This window comes from Dechloromonas hankyongensis (genome assembly GCF_022012295.1).
Lineage (GTDB): Bacteria > Pseudomonadota > Gammaproteobacteria > Burkholderiales > Rhodocyclaceae > Azonexus > Azonexus hankyongensis.
The window spans coordinates 699939-719085 of the sequence record NZ_JAKLTN010000002.1; the positions used below are offsets into that span (position 1 = coordinate 699939).

Sequence of the window (19147 nt, forward strand, 5' to 3'; positions counted from 1 at the left end):
CTCGCCTGTGCAACGAACGGATCAGTGGCAGGTTTCGCCGTCGTCGTCCGGATTGTGCACGTGGCCGTGTTCGACCTCTTCTTCGCTGGCCGGGCGAATCGCCGTCACCGTGCAGGTGAACACCAGGGCCATGCCTGCCAGCGGGTGATTGCCGTCAAGAACGACCTTGTCGTCGGCAATATCGGTCACCCGATAAATCACGAAATCATCTTCGCCACCATCTTCCGGACCGCCTTCGAATTGCATGCCGACCTGGAGTTCCTTCGGGAAATCCTTGCGCGGCTCGATCTGGACCATCTCGGCGTCGTATTCGCCAAAGGCCTCGTCCGGCTGCAGCTTGATCTGCACCGACTCGCCGATCTTCTTGCCCTGCAGCGCTTCCTCGATCTTCGGGAAAATATCGTCGTAGCCGCCATGCAGGTAAACCAGCGGCTCGCGGCCCTCGTCGACCACCTCCCCATCCGGGTCCTTGACGTGGTAGTCGAGCGTGATGACGGTATTCTTGGCAACCTGCATGTTCATACTTTGGAATTCCTAATATTGATGGGCTTTCCCGGCAATTTTTCGGTCAAAGGCAAATTTCTGCCTCATTCCGAATCGGCGCGAGAAGAACAATTCTATCACCCCGCCCCAAGGCTCATGAATTCAGCTCTTTGACCAAGCGCAGAATCTCAAGGGCGTGCCCCTTGTAATTGACGTTGTAGAGCGCATGACGAATGGTCCCCATGCCGTCGATGATAAAGGTCGAACGGCAGACGCCGAATTTCTTGTGACCGTCCACCTCTTTGGACTGCCAGACGCCGTACTGCTTGCAGACGACCCCTTCGGTATCCGACAGCAACTCGATACCGATACCTTCCTTGTCGCGGAATTCCGCATGTTTCAGGCAGTCGTCGCGGCTGATGCCCAAGAGCACGCAGTTATGACGCAGAAACTCGTCTTCGTGATCCGAGAAGTCGGTGACCTCTTTGGTGCAACACGGCGTGCCGTCCTTCGGATAGAAGAAAATCACGATGTGTTTACCCTGGTACCGGGCCAGATCAATCGTCTCCATGTCGGCATCCGGCAATGAAAACACCGGGGCTTTTTCGCCAACCTTTAGCAGCATATTGTTCTCCTTGAACGCTCTGCGCGGGGGACTGCTTGGAGCGATTCTAGCGGAGGGAAATACGGGTGACTACATCGTCCGGCCGAGTTTGGAGATTTATTTTCCGGGAACTTTTTCCGGGATCTGGACGAAGGTTTCGTCCTGTTTGACCATGCCCAATTCGAAGCGGGCACGTTCCTCGATGGCGTCGTAACCTTGTTTCAGGTCGCGAACTTCAGCATCGAGACCCGCATTCCGGATTTCCAGTTTGCGGGTGACTTCCTTTTGCTGCTGCAACTGACGGTCGTATTCCCACACCTTCAGCCAGCCCCCCTTACCCACCCATAGGGGGTACTGGAGCAGGCCGATGGCTGCGAGGAGGCCGACCGTCAGCCAACGCATGCGCGATTAACGCAGGTTGTAGAAGGTTTCGCGGCCCGGGTAGGAAGCGGTATCGCCCAGGTCTTCCTCGATGCGGATCAGCTGGTTGTACTTGGCGATACGGTCTGAACGCGACAGGGAACCGGTCTTGATCTGGCCGGCGTTCAGGCCGACGGCGATGTCGGCGATGGTGCTGTCTTCGGTTTCACCGGAGCGATGCGAGATCACGGCGGTGTATCCGGCGCGCTTGGCCATTTCGACGGCAGCGAAGGTTTCGGACAGGGTGCCGATCTGGTTGATCTTGATCAGGATCGAATTGCCGATGCCCTTCTTGATGCCTTCCTTGAAGATCTTGGTATTGGTAACGAAGACGTCGTCGCCGACGATCTGCACCTTGTCGCCCAGGCGATCGGTCAGCAGCTTCCAGCCGTCCCAGTCGGCTTCGGACATGCCGTCTTCGATGGACACGATCGGGAACTGGTCAGCCAGATTGGCCAGGTAATCGACGAACTGGGCGGAAGTCAGCTCCAGGCCTTCGCCGGAGAGCTTGTACTTGCCGTCCTTGTAGAACTCGGAAGCGGCGCAGTCGAGCGCCAGCAGGACGTCCTGGCCCGGCACGTAACCGGCCATTTCGATGGCTTCCATGATGATCTGCAGGGCTTCGGCGTGGCTGCCCAGGTTCGGGGCAAAACCGCCTTCGTCGCCGACGGCAGTCGAGTGGCCCTTCTTGTTGAGCAGTTTCTTCAGTGCATGGAAGATTTCAGCGCCGCAACGGATGGCTTCGCGAATGTTGGCAGCACCAACCGGCATGACCATGAATTCCTGGATATCCAGGCTGTTGTTGGCGTGCTCGCCACCGTTGATGATGTTCATCATCGGCACCGGCATCTGCATCGGGCTCATACCACCGAAGTAGCGGTAGAGCGGCAGACCGGATTCTTCGGCAGCAGCCTTGGCGACGGCCATCGAGACGGCCAGGATGGCATTGGCGCCGAGACGCGACTTGTTGTCGGTACCGTCGAGGTCGATCATGGTCTGATCAATGAAGGCCTGTTCCTGCGCATCAAGGCCGATGATGGCTTCGGAGATCTCGGTGTTGATGTTCTCGACAGCCTGCATCACGCCCTTGCCGAGGTAACGGCTGGCATCGCCGTCACGCAGTTCGATGGCTTCGCGAGTGCCGGTGGAGGCACCAGACGGCACGGCAGCACGGCCCATGACGCCGGATTCGAGCAGAACGTCGGCTTCGACAGTGGGATTGCCGCGGGAATCCAGAATCTCGCGGGCAACAACATCAACGATAGAACTCATATTTCTTCCTTATTTTCAGAAGGTTGAAAGAACAAATTAAACCTGATTATCAACACCGGAAATGACTAGCATGTTCATTTCGGCAATATGTTCGCGGACCTTGCGGGCCGCCTGATACTCGGCCGAATCGTAGAAGCGCTTGGCCTGCGCAACCGATTCGAACTCGACGACGATCATCCGCTCTGGCGGCGACCATTTGCCTTCGAGAATTTCCGAAGCGCCGCCCCGGACCAGGAAACGACCGCCGTATTGTTCGACGGCGGCGGTAGACAGCTGGCGATATCGGGCAATGGCGTCGGCGTCATGCACCTTGACCTCGGCCACGACATAGCCCTTGGCCGACATTACTTCAGTTCCTCGAAGCCGGCCGACTTGACCGCCTTGTCGAGCGCCACCAGTGTGGCGAGAAGGGCTTCCATACGATCGAGCGGCCAACTGTTCGGACCATCCGACCATGCCTTTTCGGGACAGGGATGGGTTTCCATGAACAGCCCTGAAATGCCGACCGCCACCGCTGCCCGCGCCAGCACCGGCACGAATTCGCGCTGGCCGCCGGAAACGGTCCCCTGCCCGCCCGGCAACTGCACCGAGTGGGTGGCGTCAAAAACTACCGGGCAATCCGTTTCACGCATGATCGCCAGGCTGCGCATGTCGGAAACGAGATTGTTATAGCCGAAGGACGCACCGCGTTCGCAGACCAGGATGTTGTCGGCGCCGTTGTTCACTTCGCGCGCCTTGGCGACAACGTTTTTCATGTCGCCCGGCGCCAGGAACTGGCCCTTCTTGATATTGACCGGCTTGCCGCAGGAGGCCACGGCGTGGATGAAATCGGTCTGCCGGCACAGGAAGGCCGGGGTCTGCAGCACATCGACCACCGCCGCCACGGGAGCGATCTGGTCGATGTCATGGACATCGGTCAGCACGGGCACGCCGATCTGGCGCTGCACTTCCGAGAAGATACGCAGGCCTTCGTCGAGCCCGAGACCTCGGACAGACGTACCGGAACTGCGATTGGCCTTGTCGTAAGACGCCTTGAAGATGTAGTTGATACCCAGTCGGGCACAAACTTCCTTCATATACCCCGCCACATCCAGGCAAAGCTGCTCGGATTCAGCGGTACAGGGCCCGGCAATCAGGAAAAAAGGCTGGTCAAGACCAGCCTCGAAACCGCAAAGTTTCATTATTTCTTGCCCTGTTTATTGGCCAGCGCTGCCTTCACGTAGGACGTAAACAGCGGGTGACCTTGACGCGGGTTGGAGGTGAATTCCGGGTGGAACTGACAGGCGACGAACCAGGGATGGACTTCCGCCGGCAGTTCGACCATTTCGCACAGATCGGTACCCGGTGCACGACCGGAAACCTTCAGGCCCTTCTCTTCGAGCTGGGCGAGCAGCGTGTTGTTGACTTCGTAACGATGGCGATGGCGCTCGGTAATTTCCGGCGCACCGTAAATTTGGCGGGCCAGCGAGCCTTCGGCCAGCTTGCAGACCTGCGCACCGAGGCGCATTGTGCCGCCGATATCGGAATCCTCGCTGCGCTTCTCGACCTTGCCGGAAGCGTCGAGCCACTCGGTGATCAGGCCGATCACCGGATACGGCGTGTCCTGAACGAACTCGGTGGAGTGCGCGGTTTCCATGCCGGCCACATCGCGGGCGAATTCGACCACGGCCAGCTGCATGCCGAGACAAATGCCGAGATAGGGAACCTTGTTCTCACGGGCATAGCGAATCGCGGCAATCTTGCCTTCCGTGCCACGGCGGCCGAAACCGCCCGGAACGAGGATGGCATCCAGGTCTTCGAGGACGCCAGTGCCGTTCTTCTCGATGTCTTCGGAATCGAGATAGACGATATTCACTTCGCTACGGGTATGGATGCCTGCATGCTTGATCGCTTCGATCAGCGACTTGTACGACTCGGTCAGATCGACGTACTTGCCGACGAAGGCGATCTTCACCTGGTGCAGCGGGTGCTCCAGGGCGACGATCAGGTTTTCCCAGACAGTCAGGTCGGCCGCCTTGGCCAGGATATTCAGCTTGTGGCAGACGATCTCGTCGAGCATCTGTTCGTGCAGCATGCCCGGAATCTTGTAGATCGAATCGGCGTCAAGGCACTCGATGACGGCTTCCGGCATGACGTTGCAGAACAGCGCGATCTTGCGGCGTTCCTCTTCCGGCATGGAACGGTCGGCACGGCAGAGCAGGATGTCCGGCTGGATACCGATCTCGCGCAACTCCTTGACGGAGTGCTGGGTCGGCTTGGTTTTCAGTTCGCCGGCGGTAGGGATGTAGGGCAGCAGCGTCAGGTGCATGTAGCAGACGTTGTTGCGGCCTTCCTGGATGCCCATCTGGCGGATGGCTTCAAGGAAGGGCAGCGACTCGATGTCGCCGACCGTGCCGCCGACTTCGACGATGGCCACGTCGGCGCCTTCGGCACCGGCTTTGATCTTGGTCTTGATCTCGTCGGTGATGTGCGGAATGACCTGCACGGTCTTGCCGAGGTACTCGCCGCGACGCTCTTTCTTGAGCACGGTGTCGTAGACCTGGCCGGTCGTGAAGTTGTTGCGCTTGGTCATCTTGGCGCTGGTGAAGCGCTCGTAGTGGCCAAGGTCAAGATCGGTCTCGGCGCCGTCTTCGGTGACGAAAACCTCTCCGTGCTGGAAAGGACTCATCGTGCCGGGGTCGACGTTGATGTACGGGTCGAGCTTGAGGTGGGTAACTTTGATGCCGCGGGATTCCAGAATGGCCCCGAGCGACGCGGCGGCGATGCCTTTGCCCAAAGAGGACACGACACCACCTGTAACGAAAACGTATTTGGTCATGGAAAGACAGGCTGCGGGAAAGCAGAATGATAGCCGATAAGCTCCAAAATCCCCAAGCGCGTCGACTTTGCACGGCATTCATATCGAATAGCAGACAACCGACAATGCGCCCCTCCCCTTTGTTAGAATTCCCGCTGAATCCACCGCCAGAAGCCCACTTGAAGCACGTTCTCGTCGTCAATTATTCGCAAACCGGCCAGCTTTCCGACATCGCTGCCCAACTCATCGGTCCGCTGCGCGATGCCGGCCATCAGGTGCATCTGGAAACACTGGTTCCGGCCAAGCCTTACCCGTTTCCATGGCCGATTGTCGATTTTGTCGACGCCATGCCCGAATGCGTGCAACTCGATGCACCGCCGCTCAAACCGCTGACGATTCCTGCCGAAACCGACTTCGATCTGGTCATCCTGTGCTACCAGGTCTGGTTTCTGTCGCCGGCCCTGCCGATGACCGCCTTCCTGCACAGCGAGACGGGAAAACACCTGATCCGCGACAAGCCGGTCGTAACCCTGGTCTCCTGCCGCAACATGTGGCTGTCGGCCCAGGAAACCATGCAGAAATTGATCGCCCAGGCCGGCGGCAAGCTGTGCGACCACCTGGCCTTTACCGATCGCGGTCATCCGCTGGCCACCTTCATCACGACCCCGCGCTGGGTGCTGACTGGCAAGCGCGACCGCTTTTTCGGCATGCCACCAGCCGGCGTAGCACCGGAGGAAATCCGCGGCGCCAGCCGTTTCGGCCGCGCCCTGGCTGACGCCTTGGACCGGGATGCCGAAAGATCAGGCCAGCCCATGCTCGCCGGCTTGCGCGCCGTTACCGTCAATCCCCGGCTGGCGATCAGCGAACGCGCAGGCCGACGGGCCTTCGGCATCTGGTCGCGCCTGATCCGCTGCTTTGGCAAACGCGGCAGCTGGCAGCGCCGTCCGGCCCTGCTGGTGTTCTCCATTTATCTGATTGTGATGGTTTTGACGGTCGTTCCAACAAGCCTATTGTTACAATGGTTACTTTCCCCGCTGCTGAAATCGCGCCTGGAGGGGCTGCGCGCTCAGCTGGAACTGCCGAGCGGGTCCCAGGAATTCAATCTAGAAAAATATGACCAGTCGCGATAGTGCCTACATCACCGGCACATCTTCCTTTCTGCCCAATGCGCCGGTAGCCAACGACGATATCGAACAGGTGCTCGGCATGATCGGCGGCAAGCCGTCGCGTGCCCGACGCATCGTGCTGCGCAACAACGGCATCCGGACGCGCCACTACGCCATCGACCCGACGAGCGGCGTGGCCACCCACACCAACGCGCAACTCACCGCCGAGGCCGTGCGCGGCCTGGCCGACGAGCATTTCTCGCCGTCGACGATGGATTGCCTGGTCACCGGCACCTCCCGCCCCGACCAGCTGATGCCCAACCACGGCGTCATGGTGCATGGCGAACTGGCCACCCCGCCCTGCGAAGTGGTGTCGACTGCCGGTATCTGTGTGTCCGGCATCACCGCGCTCAAGTACGCCTGGATGGCCGTGCTCTCGGGCCAGGCACGCAATGCCGTAGCTACCGGCTCCGAACTCGCCTCGTTGGGCTTGCACGCGCGCAACTTCGAAGCCGAATCGGCGCACCGCGTCGCCCAGCTGGAAACCAACCCGGAAATCGCCTTCGAAAAGGACTTCCTGCGCTGGATGCTCTCCGATGGCGCCGGTGCCTTCCTGCTCCAGCCGCAGCCGCGTTCCACTGGGCTTTCGCTGCGTATCGACTGGATCGACATCCTGTCGCAGGCCGATTCCATGGAAGCCTGCATGTACGCCGGGGCCGAAAAGCTGGCCGACGGCACGCTGAAAGGCTGGCAACAGTATTCGCCGGAAGACTGGAACAGCCGCTCGATCTTCACGGTCAAGCAGGATGTTCGGCTACTCAACGAAGCGGTCGCCTACCAGACCATCGGCAAGTCGCTCGAACAGGCCAAGACCCAGCGCCACCTCTCGGCCGAGGCCATCGACTGGTTCCTGCCACACATGTCCTCCGAGTATTTCCGCCAGCCGATGGCCGACTGCATGGCCGCGTCTGGTGTCAGCATCCCGCAGGAACGCTGGTTCACCAACCTGCACAGCAAGGGCAATACCGGCTCGGCGTCGATCTACATCATGGTCGATGAACTGCTGAAAAGCGGCCGCCTGGAAAACGGCGACACCCTGCTCTGCTTCGTTCCGGAAAGCGGTCGCTTCACCGGTTCGCTGATGCACCTGACGGCTGTCGACCATGCTGGATAGCGAAGTCCCGCAGGAAGGCAACAGCACGCTGGGCGGCCACCGCAAGGCGATGTACGCGCGCGGCGCCGACGGCAAGCTGCATATCGTCCAGTCGGCAGGCTGGGAGGTTGAGGAAATCGTCACCAAGCAGGCCGTCAACGACCTGCTGCGCCTGACCGAAGACGCCCGCCAGCGCGTGCTGGCCGGTCAGACCTCGCCGCTCGAATACCACATGTATCGGGTGCGTATGGACGTGCCGCTGCTGGCGCAAGCCAGCGGCATCTGGCAATGGCGCATCCGCCGTCATTTCCGGCCGGCTGTCTTCGCCGGCCTGTCTGCTGCGCTACTGGCCACCTACGCCGACGCCATGGGCATCAGCGTCGAACAACTGAAAAAGGCCGACTGATGGACTTCCAGCACAGCCAGGCTTCCCACTGCGAAAGCGGCGTCATGTCGGCGATGCTGCGCCATCACGGGCTACCGCTCTCGGAGCCGATGACTTTCGGCCTGTCCTCGGCGCTTTCCTTCGCCTACCTGCCGATCATCAAGATCAACGGCCTGCCGCTGGTCGCCTACCGGATGCCGCCCAAGGCCATCATCAAGGGCCTGCAGAAGCCGCTCGGCCTTAAGATGCGCTTCGAGACCTTCGGCAGCCAGACCGCCGGCGTCGCCCGCCTGAACGAACTGCTCGACCAGGGCAAGCTGGTCGGCCTGCAGACCTCGGTCTTCTGGCTGCCCTACCTGCCGGAAGACCTGCGTTTCCACTTCAACGCCCACAACGTGCTGGCCTTCGGCCGCGAAGCCTCCGGCGACTATCTGCTGTCCGACCCGGTGGCCGAAACGACCGTCACCTGCCCGGCAGCCGACCTGCAACGCGCCCGTTTCGCCAAGGGCGCGCTGGCACCAAAGGGCCTGCTCTACTACCCAATCGGCACGCCGCAGACGCCCGACTGGCAGAAGGTGCTGCCGGCCGCCATCAAGAAGACGACGCGCATCATGCTCGATGCCCCGTTGCCGATCATCGGCGTGCGCGGCATCCGCTGGCTGGCCAAGGCCATTGAAAAACTCGATGCCGGCAACGGTGCCGCCCATAGCAAGCTGTTCATCGGCCAGGTGGTGCGCATGCAGGAGGAAATCGGCACCGGCGGAGGCGGCTTCCGCTTCATCTACGCCAGTTTCCTGCAGGAGGCGGCCGATCTGCTCAATCGCCCGGCACTGGGCGAACTGGCCGAGCAGTTGATCGACATCGGCGACGAATGGCGGGAATTCGCGCTGGCCACGGCGCGCATGATCCGCGACCGCGACCCGCTGCAACCGCCGAAGCTGGCCGCCAAGCTGCGCGCCATCGCCGACCGCGAGCAGGCCTTTTTCCGCGACTTGCGCAGCGCCGCCTGATGCTGCATATCGATGACGTTTCGTTTCGCTACCGCGGTGCCGAAACGGCGGCGCTCGACGGCATCGCCCTAGACATCCCGGCCGGTGGCGTCTACGGCCTGCTCGGCCCGAACGGCGCCGGCAAGACGACGCTGATCTCCATCCTGGCCGGCCTGCAATCGGCCAGCAGCGGGCAGATCACGCTCAACGGCCGCCCCCTGGCCGCAGCCCGGGCCGCCGACCCGCGGGCCATCGCGCTGGTGCCGCAGGATTACGCCTTCTATCCGATGCTCACCGTCACCGAAAACCTGCGCTTCTTCGGCGGTGTGCTCGGACTGAGCAAAGCAGAGCTGCGAACCCAGATCGATGCAGCCGTCGCCTTCGCCCGCCTCGAACAGGTGGTCGGCAAACCGGCCGAACAATTGTCCGGCGGCCTGCGCCGACGGCTGAACCTGGCCATCGGCCTACTCGGCCGGCCGCAACTGCTGCTCCTCGACGAGCCAACCGTCGGCGTCGATCCGCAATCCCGCCACTTCCTGCTCGATTCCATCGCCGGCCTGCCGGCCACCGGCACCACCGTCATCTACACCAGTCACTACATGGAAGAGGTCGAAGCCATCTGCGAACGCGTCGCCATCGTCGACCACGGCAAGGTGCTGGCCGAAGGCGCACTGGAAGCGCTGCTGCGCTGCGACGAATCGGTCGTCGAACTGGAATTGAATGCCGAACTGCCGCCTGACCTGGCCAGCCGCCATGAAGCCGTCGGTGAAGGGGCGATGAAATACCGGCTGAAGCTCACGTCGGCCGCCGATCTGCCGCGCCTGCTCGACAATCTGGCCACCGCCGGCTGCGCCGTGCAGCAACTGAAAGTCGGCCGCGAAAACCTCGAACACCTCTTCATGCGCCTGACCAAGCGCTCGCTAAGGGACTGAGCCATGAGCCGACTGAGCGCACTGTGGCAAAAGGAAACCCTGGCCCTGCTCCGCGATCGGCACGGCCTGGCTGCCCTATTCGTCATGCCGATCATCTTCATCCTGGTCATGACCATGGCGCTGCACGACGCCTTCATGCCGGGGGCGGCCATCGACGTCGGCTACGCTATCGTCGATCTCGACGGCAGCCCGCATTCGCAGTCGCTGATCCAGCGCCTGAACAAGGCCGGCAGTTTCCGGCACGTGGCCAATGTCGCCAATCCCGACGACGCTCGGCAGGCCATCCGCGACGGCCGCTATGCACTGGTCCTGATGCTGCCCAAGGGCTTCGGCGAGCGCCTGCTCGCCCCGGCTGGCGCCGACGGCCAGCCGACCGAGCCGCTCAGCCTGTTCGTCGATCCGACCCTGAACCCGGCGCTGCAACTGGCCTTCCGCACCCAGACCAATGCCGCGCTCGGCACCTTGCGCGCCGATGAACTGACGCGCAAGGCCGGCAAGCTGTTCGGCCTGCCGATGGCGGCCAATGCTCCCGACCGCGAATGGCCGGACGAGATCGTCAGCGTCGCCGTGCAGAACGACCGCAGCATACGCCCGCCCTCGTCCGTGCAGCAGAATGTCCCGGCCTGGCTGGTCTTCGCCATGTTCTTCGTGATCATCCCGATTTCCGCCATCCTGATCATCGAGCGCCAGCAGGGCACGCTGCAGCGTCTGGCCGCCATCGGCCTGCCGTTCCGCCTGGTGCTGCTCGGCAAGCTGCTGCCCTTCTTCATCGTCAACCAGGTCCAGTCCGTGCTGATGGTCGGTGTCGGCATGTTCATCGTGCCGATCTTTGGCGGCGAAGCGCTGGTCATGCCGCAGGGCATCGGCCTGCTCCACTGGTGGCTGGTTTCGATGGCGGTCAGCCTGGCGGCCGTCGCCTATGCGCTGCTCGTCGCCAGTCTGGCCAAGACGACCCAGCAGGCGACCATCATCGGCGGCGTCGGCAACATTTTGATGGGTGCCGTCGGCGGCATCATGGTGCCCAAGTTCATGATGCCAGCCGCCATGCAGACGCTGGCCGAATTCTCCCCCATGGCCTGGGGCCTGCAGGGCTTTCACACGGTCATGCTGCGCCATGGCGGGTTCGCCGCCATCCTGCCCGCCCTCCTCCAACTGCTTGCCTTCGCCGCCGCCGCCCTGGCCGCCGCCGTCTGGCTCAACCACCGCCAATCCGCATGAGTGCCGAACTCCGCCTTGCCCTAAAAGCCCTGATCGTCGAAGCCTGCGACAAGGATTGCGACCCGGCCAGCATCACCGACGACGAAGTGCTGTTCGGCCCGGAGGCCCCGCTGCAGCTCGATTCCCTCGATGCCCTGCAGGTCTCGATGGCGATCAAGAAGCAATACGGCCTGCGCCTGCCGGACAGCAAGGAAACCCGGCGCATCCTGTCGAACGTCGCCAATCTGGCCGACCACCTGGAAGGCTGGCTGGCCAGCCGGGGCTGAGTCCGGACATGTCGCGCCCCGTCCATATCGTCGCCAGCGGCCTGCTCTGCGCCCGCGGCGACTCGCCGGCCGCCGTCCGCGACGCTTTGTGGATGGGCGAATGCAGTGCCGGCCAGCACACTCTGGGCGAACGGCGCTTTCCCTATTACGCCCTGCCGGTGGAAGAGCCCGACTGGTCCTTGCGCGCTGAACGCGCGGTGCGCCAGGTCAGCGCACAACTCGGGCCATACGCCCCGGCCACGCCGCTGTTCGTCGCCTCGTCGTCCTTCCAGATCGGCCTCTTCGAACAGCAAGGAGCGCCGTTCGACATGCCCGTCGGCAGCGCCTCGTTCAGCCGCCAGATCGCCGACTGGATGGCCCTGAAGGGCCCACGTGCCAGCTTCTCGAATGCCTGCGTCTCCGGCTTTTCGGCCATCGATGCGGCCAGTACGCTGATCGCCGCCGGGTTGATCGACGAGGCCATCGTCGTCGGCATCGAACTGGCCAACGACAGTACGCTGGCCGGCTTTGGCGCCATGGAACTGCTTTCCCGCTCGCTGTGCCGCCCCTTCGACGCCCGCCGCGACGGCCTTGTGCTGGGCGAGGCCGTCGCCGCCATCAAGCTGTCCGCCTCCCCTGGGCCGTGGACAATCGGCGGACTGGCCACCGGTCTGGATGCCTACTCGACCACCGGCCCTGACCCGGACGGTGGGCCGATTGCCGGCGTGATGCGCGCTTGCCTGCATGCTGCCAACGCCACCCCGGCCGACGTCGACCTGATCAAACTGCAGGCCGCTGGCTCCCCGGGCAGCGATCTGGCCGAAGCCAATGCCCTGCGCCAGGTTTTCGGCGCCAGCATGCCGCCCCTGCTCTCCTTGAAGCCGGCCCTCGGCCACACGCTGGGGGCCAGCGGCATCGCCGAACTGGCCGCCCTGCTTGCCGGCCTCGACGCCGGACAAATTCCGGCCACCGCCAACTACCGCGACAGCGATGCCGAAATCGGACTCGCTCCGGTGACCGTTCGCCGCCAGGCCACCGTCCGTCGCGCCCTGCTCAACCTGATCGGTTTCGGCGGCGGCCTGGCCAGCCTGGTCGTGGAGCGCAGTTGATGGCTTTCCTCAACGCCCTCGTCACCCAGGAATTCGCGCCGGATGCCCTCGCGGCCGAAGTCCGGACGGCAGTCGGCAAACCGCTACGCCGTGCCGCCGCCCTGACCCAGCTCGCCTTGATCGGTGCCTGTGCCTGCCTGACCACCGAACAGCGCCGGCTACCGACCATCCTGCTCTGGCAATCGACCAGCGGCCCGCGCCAGGAAACCCTCGCACTGCTCGATGAGGTCTGCCTCGGCGGCGGCGAACCGATGCCCTACGACTTCCTGGCCACCCAACCGGCGCTCGCCGCCGCGCAGATCCAGCCCTTCCTGCCCGGCCTGCAGTCGGCCATGCACCTCCCGCTGGATAGCGCGGACTCGGCCAACTGGAGCCTGCTGCTCGCCCTGGCCGGCCGATGGCTGGATCAGGGACGCTGCGCCAAGGTACTGTGCGCCCAGCTCGACCACTGGAGCGATGCGGCTTCCGGGCAATGGCTGGCACTCGGCACGCTGCCGCTTGAAAACACGCTGGCTCGCTTCCAGATAGGCGAAGTAGCCGGCACCGCCAGCCAGCCCGACACACCTGATATTCCTAGCCGGCTGAGTGAATGGCTGACTGCCGGCGAAACGCCCGGCTTTTCCCTGCGTTCCGCCACCAACCCGCGACTGGCGGTAGAATTCGCCCGACTTTAACCATTTCAGGCCCTCATCATGTCCGAGTTTGCATTTGACGTTTCCATCGAAGAGTTCGAAGCCAAAGTCCTGATCCCGGCCGAGACCGTGCCGGTCGTCGTCGATTTCTGGGCGCCGTGGTGCGAGCCGTGCAAGGTCCTGAAGCCGCTGCTGGAAAAGCTGGCCGAGGAGTACAAGGGCCGCTTCATCCTGGCCAAGGTCAATTCCGACGAAAACCCGGAACTGGCGCAGCATTTCGGCGTGCGCAGCATTCCGTCGGTCAAGGTGCTGTTCCAGGGCCAGCTGGTCGATGAATTCAACGGCGCCCTGCCGGAAAAACAAATCCGCGAATTCCTCGACCGCATTGCCCTGCCGGCCGGGCCGGAACAGGTCAACCTGCGCGAGCAGGCCGCTGCCCTGGTCGCCGAGGGCAAGCTGGAAGAAGCGCTCGCCGCGCTGGTCCAAGCCAGCCAGGCCAACCCGCAGGACCAGGCCATCCAGCTCGACGCCGTCGATGTGCTGATGCAACTCGGCCGCAACGACGAAGCCAAGCAACTGCTGGCCGGCGAATACGCCAACGAGCCGGATCGCGCCAATGCCCTGCGCGCCCGCCTGGCGCTGCTCGACGGCGCTGCCGACACCGCACCGCTCGAAGCCAAGCTGGAAGCCAATCCGGACGACCACGCCACCCGCCTCGAACTGTCCAAGGCTTACGCCGCGCAAAGCCGCTTCCGCGAGGCGCTCGACGCCGCGCTCGAAGTGGTTCGCCGCGACCGTTTCTTCAACGAGGGCGCCGGCCGCAAGGCCGTTCTGGCCCTGTTCGAAGCGCTATCTGGCGAGCAATACGACGACCTCGTCCGCGAATTCCGTCGCAAGATGTCCGCAGCCTTGAACTAAATGCTTTAGCGAAGGTATCGGCCATGCAGCTGTTCTACACCGATGTCTTCGTCCTGCCCCTGCCGGCCGGCCATCGTTTCCCGATGGAAAAATATTCCCGGCTCCGCGCCGCCCTGCTGGCCAGCGGCGAGTTCGGCGAATCCGATTTCCACCTGCCGCACGCCGCCAGCGATGAGGAACTGGGCCGCGCCCACGAGCCGGCCTACATCGCGGCAGTATCCGCCGGCACGCTGTCGTCGGCCGCCCAGAAGGCCATCGGCTTTCCGTGGAGCCCGGGCATGGTCGAACGCTCGCGGCGCTCGGCCGGCGCCACCATCGGCGCTTGCCGCGCCGCGCTCAACGACGGCGTGGCGGCCAATCTGGCGGGCGGCACCCATCACGCCTTTCGCGATCGCGGCGAGGGTTTCTGCGTATTCAACGATGCCGCGGTCGCCGCTCGTGCCATGCAGGCCGAGGGGCGCGCCCGGCGCATCCTGATCGTCGATTGCGACGTCCATCAGGGCAACGGCACGGCCAGCATCCTGCGTGGCGACGACAGTACCTTCACCTTCTCGATCCACGGCGCCCGCAACTTCCCATTCGACAAGGAAGAAAGCGATCTCGACATCGAATTGCCGGATGGCTGCACCGACGCGGCCTACCTGCTCCGCCTTGACGAGGGTTTGGATACCGCCTTCGACCTGTCCCGGCCCGACCTGGTGATTTATCTGGCCGGGGCCGATCCTTACCATGACGACCGTCTGGGCCGCCTGGGCCTGAGCTTTGCCGGACTGGCCGAACGTGATCGCCACGTCTTCGCCCATTGCAAGATCCGCAATGTCCCGGTCGCCATCGCCATGGCGGGCGGATACGCCCGTCAGATCGACGACACAGTGCATATCCACAGCACGACGATACGCCTCGCCAAAGCCTTGCTGGGCGGTTAAAGTACGGTTTGAAGACTTGGCTCGACGCCCTGCACGGCAAAAACAGCCAAACTTGGTGAATTCATGCCGGAGCCATTGAGAAGAATGTTCGGATTGCCCAACTGGCGCTCACTGCAAACCCGTATCGCGGCCGGCATGTTGGTTGTCGTCCTCGGCATCCTGTGGGTGGCGGAATATTCCCTCAGCCAGTCCTTGCGCCGCGACATGGAAGCGGCCATTTCGGCCCAGCAATATTCCACGGTATCGCTGATCGCCAAGGAAATCGACCGCTCCATCGTCGAGCGCCTGAGCATTGCCGAATCCCTGGCTGAGAGCCTGACCAGCGGCGTTCTCGCCTTCCCGGCCGCCACCCAGCGGCTGATCGAGGAACGCAAGATTCCCGGCCGCATCTTCAACTGGGGAATCATCGTCACCGACAGCACCGGCACGGCCATCGCCAGCGTGCCTACCGATCTGCACCGAACCGGCACCAACTACAAGGAATACGATTTCATCGCCAAGGCGCTGAGCACCGGGGATGTCCAGCTACCCGACCCGGTCATCAGCCCGAACAGCGGCTTGCCGGTATTCACCATGGTCGTTCCCATCATTGACGACAACCAGCACACCATCGGTCTGGTCATCGGTGTCACCAATCTCGCCCAATCCAATTTCCTCGACGAAATCGGTCTCGCCAAATACGGCAATACCGGTGACTTTCTGGTTACCGCCCCGGTTGGTCGCCTCTACGTCGCCTCGTCGGACAAGCGGCGCGTCATGAAATCCGGGCCGGCGCGCGGCGTTAATCCGGTGTATGACCGCTATATCGATGGCTACGAAGGATCGGGCATCGCCAAAAGCTCGCGCGGCGTAGTCGAAATGTCCTCCAGCCGGCGCATCCCGACGACCGGCTGGCTGATGCAGTCGGTCCTCCCGGTCGACGAAGCCTTCGCCCCGATCGAGGCCATGGAGCGCCATCTGATCGTTGTCTCGCTGGTCCTGACCCTGGTCGCCACGCTGATCAGCTGGTGGTGGCTGCATCTGCAACTGCGTCCGCTGTCCGAGGCCTCGACCCTGCTGCGCAACATGCGCGAGGGGGTGATTCCGCGGCAGGCGCTGCCCGTCGTCCGCCCGGATGAAATCGGCCTGCTCACCGAAGCCTTCAACGGCCTGCAGGCCACCATCATCGACGAAGAGTCACGCGCGGCCGAACATACCGCCAACCGGCGCTTGCGCCACATCGTCTCCTTCGTTCCCGGCATGCTTTTCCAGTATCGCCTGCATGCCGATGGGCGCAGCGATTTTCCTTTTGTCAGCGAAGGCATCCGGGAAATTTACGGCATTGCTCCGGAAGAAGCCGAAGGGAACGCCAGCCTGCTGCTCGATACGATGCATGCCGACGACCGCGAGGCCTTCCTGGCCAGCCGGAACGAATCGGCCAGGACGCTGGAGCCGTGGAACGCCGACTACCGGATCGTTCTACCGGACGGCCAAAGCCGATGGCTGATGATCACCGCCCAACCGGAGCGGGTCGGGGCCGGTGAAACCTTCTGGCACGGCTTCATTACCGACATTTCCGAACGCAAGGCAATGGCCGCCGAACTGGAGCAGTATCGCGACCATCTGGAGCATCTGGTCGAGATCAGAACCGCCGACCTCGAGGCCGCCCGCGCCGAGGCCGAGCGCCTGGCCGGCGTCAAGAGCGAATTCCTGGCCAACATGAGCCATGAAATCCGTACCCCGCTACATGGCATGCTCGGCCTGGCCCATATCGGCAAACGGAATACCGACGACGACAGCAAGGCGCACCGAACATTCGACAAGATTCTCCATTCCGGCAACCTGCTCCTCGGCATCATCAATGACATCCTCGACTTCTCGAAAATGGAAGCCGGGATGCTGAAAATCGAATCGGCGCCGGTCGATCTGGCGGCCGTTCTCTCGGAATCGCTGGAATTGATGCAGGAACGGGCGGATGCCAAGAAACTGCCCCTTGCCCTGATCACGGCCGACGATCTGCCCCCCACCTGCCGCAGCGACGCGCTTCGCCTGCGCCAGATCCTGCTCAACCTGCTGTCCAATGCCGTCAAGTTCACCGAACAGGGCTCGGTGAGCCTAGAAGCAAAGTTCGCCGGACAACAACTGGTCTTTCGCGTCATCGACACCGGTATCGGCATCCCCGCAGAACAGCGGGACAGCATTTTCCACCCGTTCGAGCAAGGCGACAGTTCGACCACTCGACGCTTCGGCGGCACCGGCCTGGGCCTGGCCATCACCGCACGGCTGGTCGAACTGATGGGCGGCAGCATTTCCGTGGACAGCACACCCGGCCAGGGCAGTTGCTTCGAAGTCAGACTGCCCTACGTTGCAGTTTCCCCGTCCGTCGCAACGTTGTCCCATGACGACAGTGGCCAGCAGCACCAGACATTGACCGAAATCCACCAATGAAAGCCGATAGCGCCCAAACCGCCATGACGTCCCTGCCCCTGTATCGGAACGACAGCTTGCGCCGTATCGAATTGCGCCACGCCGCCGATGGCCTGATGCAGCGCGCCGGCGTCGCCGCAGCGGATTGGGCAGCCCTGCTGGCCGGTGAAAAGAACCAGCCCGTCCTGATCCTGGCCGGCCCCGGCAACAATGGCGGCGATGCCTTTGAAGTGGCTCGCCTGCTGCACGAACGCTTTTTCGACGTCTGTGTGGTTTTTCCCGGTGCTCCGGACAAACTGCCTCCCGATGCAACCACTGCCTACCAGCGCCTTATCGCGGCCGGTGCTCAAACCGTCCCGAGCGTTCCGGAGGAACACCCCTGGTCGCTGATCGTCGATGGCCTGTTCGGCATCGGCCTAACCCGGCCGCCGGAAGGCGGCTATGCGGCGATGATCGCCACCGCCAATCGCCTTGCCGAGCGCGATACCTGTCCGCTGCTCGCACTAGACTGCCCGTCCGGCCTCAATGCGGAAACGGGAACTGCCCATTCGCCAACCATCAACGCGACGCACACCATCAGCTTCATCGGCGCCAAGCCGGGTCTGTACACCGCCGACGGCCCCGACTGCTGCGGCGAAATCCGGATCAGCCCGCTCGACCTCGACATCGCCACGAAAACCGAGGCAGACGGCCATCTGATCAGCCTCGACGACTTTTCAGGCCGCCTGAACGCCCGGCGCCAGAACACCCACAAGGGCAGCTTCGGCAACGCCGGCATCCTGGGCGGTGCCAAGTCGATGGTCGGTGCCGCCTTGCTGGCTGGGCGTGCGGCATTGAAGCTGGGTGCCGGCCGCGTCTATCTCGGCATGCTCGACCCGGAAGCCCCGTCGGTCGACTTGCTACAACCCGAACTGATGGTGCGCCGTGCCGACAGCCTGCTGCAAACCGATCTGCAGGCCCTGGCCTGCGGTCCCGGCCTCGGCCGCTCCGCCGAGGCCGCCCGCCTGCTCGAGCAAGCGCTCAAGGCCCCGGTGCAACTGGTGCTCGACGCCGACGCCCTCAATCTGCTGGCTGAAGATGGCCGGCTGGAGGGCAACCTATACAACCGTTTCGCCCCGGCCATCCTGACCCCGCACCCGGCCGAGGCCGCACGCCTGCTCAATTGCTCGGTGCGCGACGTGCAGAACGACCGGATCAAGGCCGCCTGCGAACTGGCCGAGCGCTATCGCAGCCACGTGGCCCTCAAAGGCTGCGGCACGGTGATCGCCACCGCCGACGGTCGCTGGTGCATCAACACCACCGGCAACCCGGGCATGGCGACGGCGGGTACCGGAGACGTCCTGAGCGGCCTGATCGTCGCCCTGCTCGCTCAGGACTGGCCGCCGGAAACTGCCCTGATGGCTGGCGTCCATCTTCACGGTGCAGCGGCTGATCGGCTGGTTGCCGGCGGCATCGGCCCGGTCGGCATGACGGCAGGGGAAATCATCGACGCCGCCCGCCGCTGCTTCAATGCCTGGGTCGGCGATCGCGCCACACTGTAGAATGCTTGCCT

The 19147-nt window shown here is 63.2% G+C and carries 20 protein-coding genes; 13 read left to right on the top strand and 7 right to left on the bottom strand.

The features are described 5' to 3' along the window. Positions 1–21 precede the first annotated feature (21 nt). The 7 genes from LZ012_RS11905 to LZ012_RS11935 form a co-directional block, all read right to left on the bottom strand. Positions 22–522 (bottom strand): FKBP-type peptidyl-prolyl cis-trans isomerase, encoded by a 501-nt coding sequence (locus LZ012_RS11905; RefSeq protein WP_275711034.1) that lies wholly within the window; start codon positions 520–522, stop codon positions 22–24. Between the two features lie 115 nt (positions 523–637). Next, positions 638–1105, bottom strand: coding sequence for a peroxiredoxin (locus LZ012_RS11910; RefSeq protein WP_275711763.1), 468 nt, complete (start codon positions 1103–1105; stop codon positions 638–640). 99 nt (positions 1106–1204) lie between these two features. Then, entirely contained in the window at positions 1205–1489 is a 285-nt protein-coding gene (gene ftsB, locus LZ012_RS11915; RefSeq protein WP_011288098.1) for a cell division protein FtsB, read from the bottom strand. A gap of 6 nt (positions 1490–1495) precedes the next feature. Continuing rightward, positions 1496–2779 carry a phosphopyruvate hydratase gene (gene eno / locus LZ012_RS11920; protein ID WP_275711035.1) on the bottom strand — a complete coding sequence of 428 codons (1284 nt, stop codon included), beginning with the start codon at positions 2777–2779 and terminating at the stop codon, positions 1496–1498. Positions 2780–2815: 36 nt separating this feature from the next. After that, positions 2816–3124, bottom strand: coding sequence for a DUF1330 domain-containing protein (locus LZ012_RS11925; protein WP_275711036.1), 309 nt, complete (start codon positions 3122–3124; stop codon positions 2816–2818). Next, positions 3124–3960, bottom strand: coding sequence for a 3-deoxy-8-phosphooctulonate synthase (gene kdsA / locus LZ012_RS11930; RefSeq protein WP_275711037.1), 837 nt, complete (start codon positions 3958–3960; stop codon positions 3124–3126). Before kdsA ends, LZ012_RS11925 begins: the two co-directional genes overlap by 1 nt. Continuing rightward, positions 3960–5597 carry a CTP synthase gene (locus LZ012_RS11935; RefSeq protein ID WP_275711038.1) on the bottom strand — a complete coding sequence of 546 codons (1638 nt, stop codon included), beginning with the start codon at positions 5595–5597 and terminating at the stop codon, positions 3960–3962. The genes kdsA and LZ012_RS11935 overlap by 1 nt, the downstream gene beginning before the upstream one ends. Before the next feature lie 158 nt (positions 5598–5755). Between LZ012_RS11935 and LZ012_RS11940 the strand changes: the two genes are divergently transcribed. From LZ012_RS11940 to LZ012_RS12000, 13 genes are all read left to right on the top strand, one after another. Then, positions 5756–6706: a dialkylrecorsinol condensing enzyme gene (locus tag LZ012_RS11940; RefSeq protein WP_275711039.1), complete on the top strand. Its 951-nt coding sequence runs from the start codon at positions 5756–5758 to the stop codon at positions 6704–6706. Further along, positions 6690–7856 carry a beta-ketoacyl-ACP synthase III gene (locus LZ012_RS11945; RefSeq protein WP_275711040.1) on the top strand — a complete coding sequence of 389 codons (1167 nt, stop codon included), beginning with the start codon at positions 6690–6692 and terminating at the stop codon, positions 7854–7856. The genes LZ012_RS11940 and LZ012_RS11945 overlap by 17 nt, the downstream gene beginning before the upstream one ends. Next, on the top strand, positions 7846–8241 hold the full coding sequence (locus LZ012_RS11950) for a DarG family dialkylresorcinol biosynthesis protein (RefSeq protein ID WP_275711041.1): 396 nt from the start codon (positions 7846–7848) through the stop codon (positions 8239–8241). Before LZ012_RS11945 ends, LZ012_RS11950 begins: the two co-directional genes overlap by 11 nt. Beyond that, positions 8241–9230, top strand: a complete 990-nt coding sequence (gene darH / locus LZ012_RS11955; protein WP_275711043.1) for a BtrH-related acyltransferase DarH — start codon at positions 8241–8243, stop codon at positions 9228–9230. Before LZ012_RS11950 ends, darH begins: the two co-directional genes overlap by 1 nt. Then, positions 9230–10141 (top strand): ABC transporter ATP-binding protein, encoded by a 912-nt coding sequence (locus LZ012_RS11960; RefSeq protein WP_275711044.1) that lies wholly within the window; start codon positions 9230–9232, stop codon positions 10139–10141. The genes darH and LZ012_RS11960 overlap by 1 nt, the downstream gene beginning before the upstream one ends. Positions 10142–10144: 3 nt before the next feature. Beyond that, entirely contained in the window at positions 10145–11359 is a 1215-nt protein-coding gene (locus LZ012_RS11965) for an ABC transporter permease (RefSeq protein ID WP_275711045.1), read from the top strand. Continuing rightward, entirely contained in the window at positions 11356–11625 is a 270-nt protein-coding gene (locus LZ012_RS11970; protein WP_275711046.1) for a phosphopantetheine-binding protein, read from the top strand. Before LZ012_RS11965 ends, LZ012_RS11970 begins: the two co-directional genes overlap by 4 nt. A gap of 8 nt (positions 11626–11633) precedes the next feature. Continuing rightward, entirely contained in the window at positions 11634–12713 is a 1080-nt protein-coding gene (locus LZ012_RS11975; protein ID WP_275711047.1) for a beta-ketoacyl synthase N-terminal-like domain-containing protein, read from the top strand. Then, positions 12713–13387, top strand: a complete 675-nt coding sequence (locus LZ012_RS11980) for a hypothetical protein (RefSeq protein WP_275711048.1) — start codon at positions 12713–12715, stop codon at positions 13385–13387. Before LZ012_RS11975 ends, LZ012_RS11980 begins: the two co-directional genes overlap by 1 nt. An 18-nt stretch (positions 13388–13405) precedes the next feature. Further along, positions 13406–14263 carry a tetratricopeptide repeat protein gene (locus LZ012_RS11985; protein ID WP_275711049.1) on the top strand — a complete coding sequence of 286 codons (858 nt, stop codon included), beginning with the start codon at positions 13406–13408 and terminating at the stop codon, positions 14261–14263. A 23-nt stretch (positions 14264–14286) separates the two neighbouring features. Further along, positions 14287–15189, top strand: coding sequence for a histone deacetylase family protein (locus LZ012_RS11990; RefSeq protein ID WP_275711050.1), 903 nt, complete (start codon positions 14287–14289; stop codon positions 15187–15189). 84 nt (positions 15190–15273) lie between these two features. Continuing rightward, the gene (locus LZ012_RS11995; protein WP_275711051.1) at positions 15274–17616 is read left to right on the top strand and encodes an ATP-binding protein; all 2343 of its coding nucleotides are present in this window, start codon (positions 15274–15276) and stop codon (positions 17614–17616) included. Between the two features lie 23 nt (positions 17617–17639). Continuing rightward, the gene (locus LZ012_RS12000) at positions 17640–19136 is read left to right on the top strand and encodes an NAD(P)H-hydrate dehydratase (protein ID WP_275711052.1); all 1497 of its coding nucleotides are present in this window, start codon (positions 17640–17642) and stop codon (positions 19134–19136) included. Positions 19137–19147 lie beyond the last annotated feature (11 nt).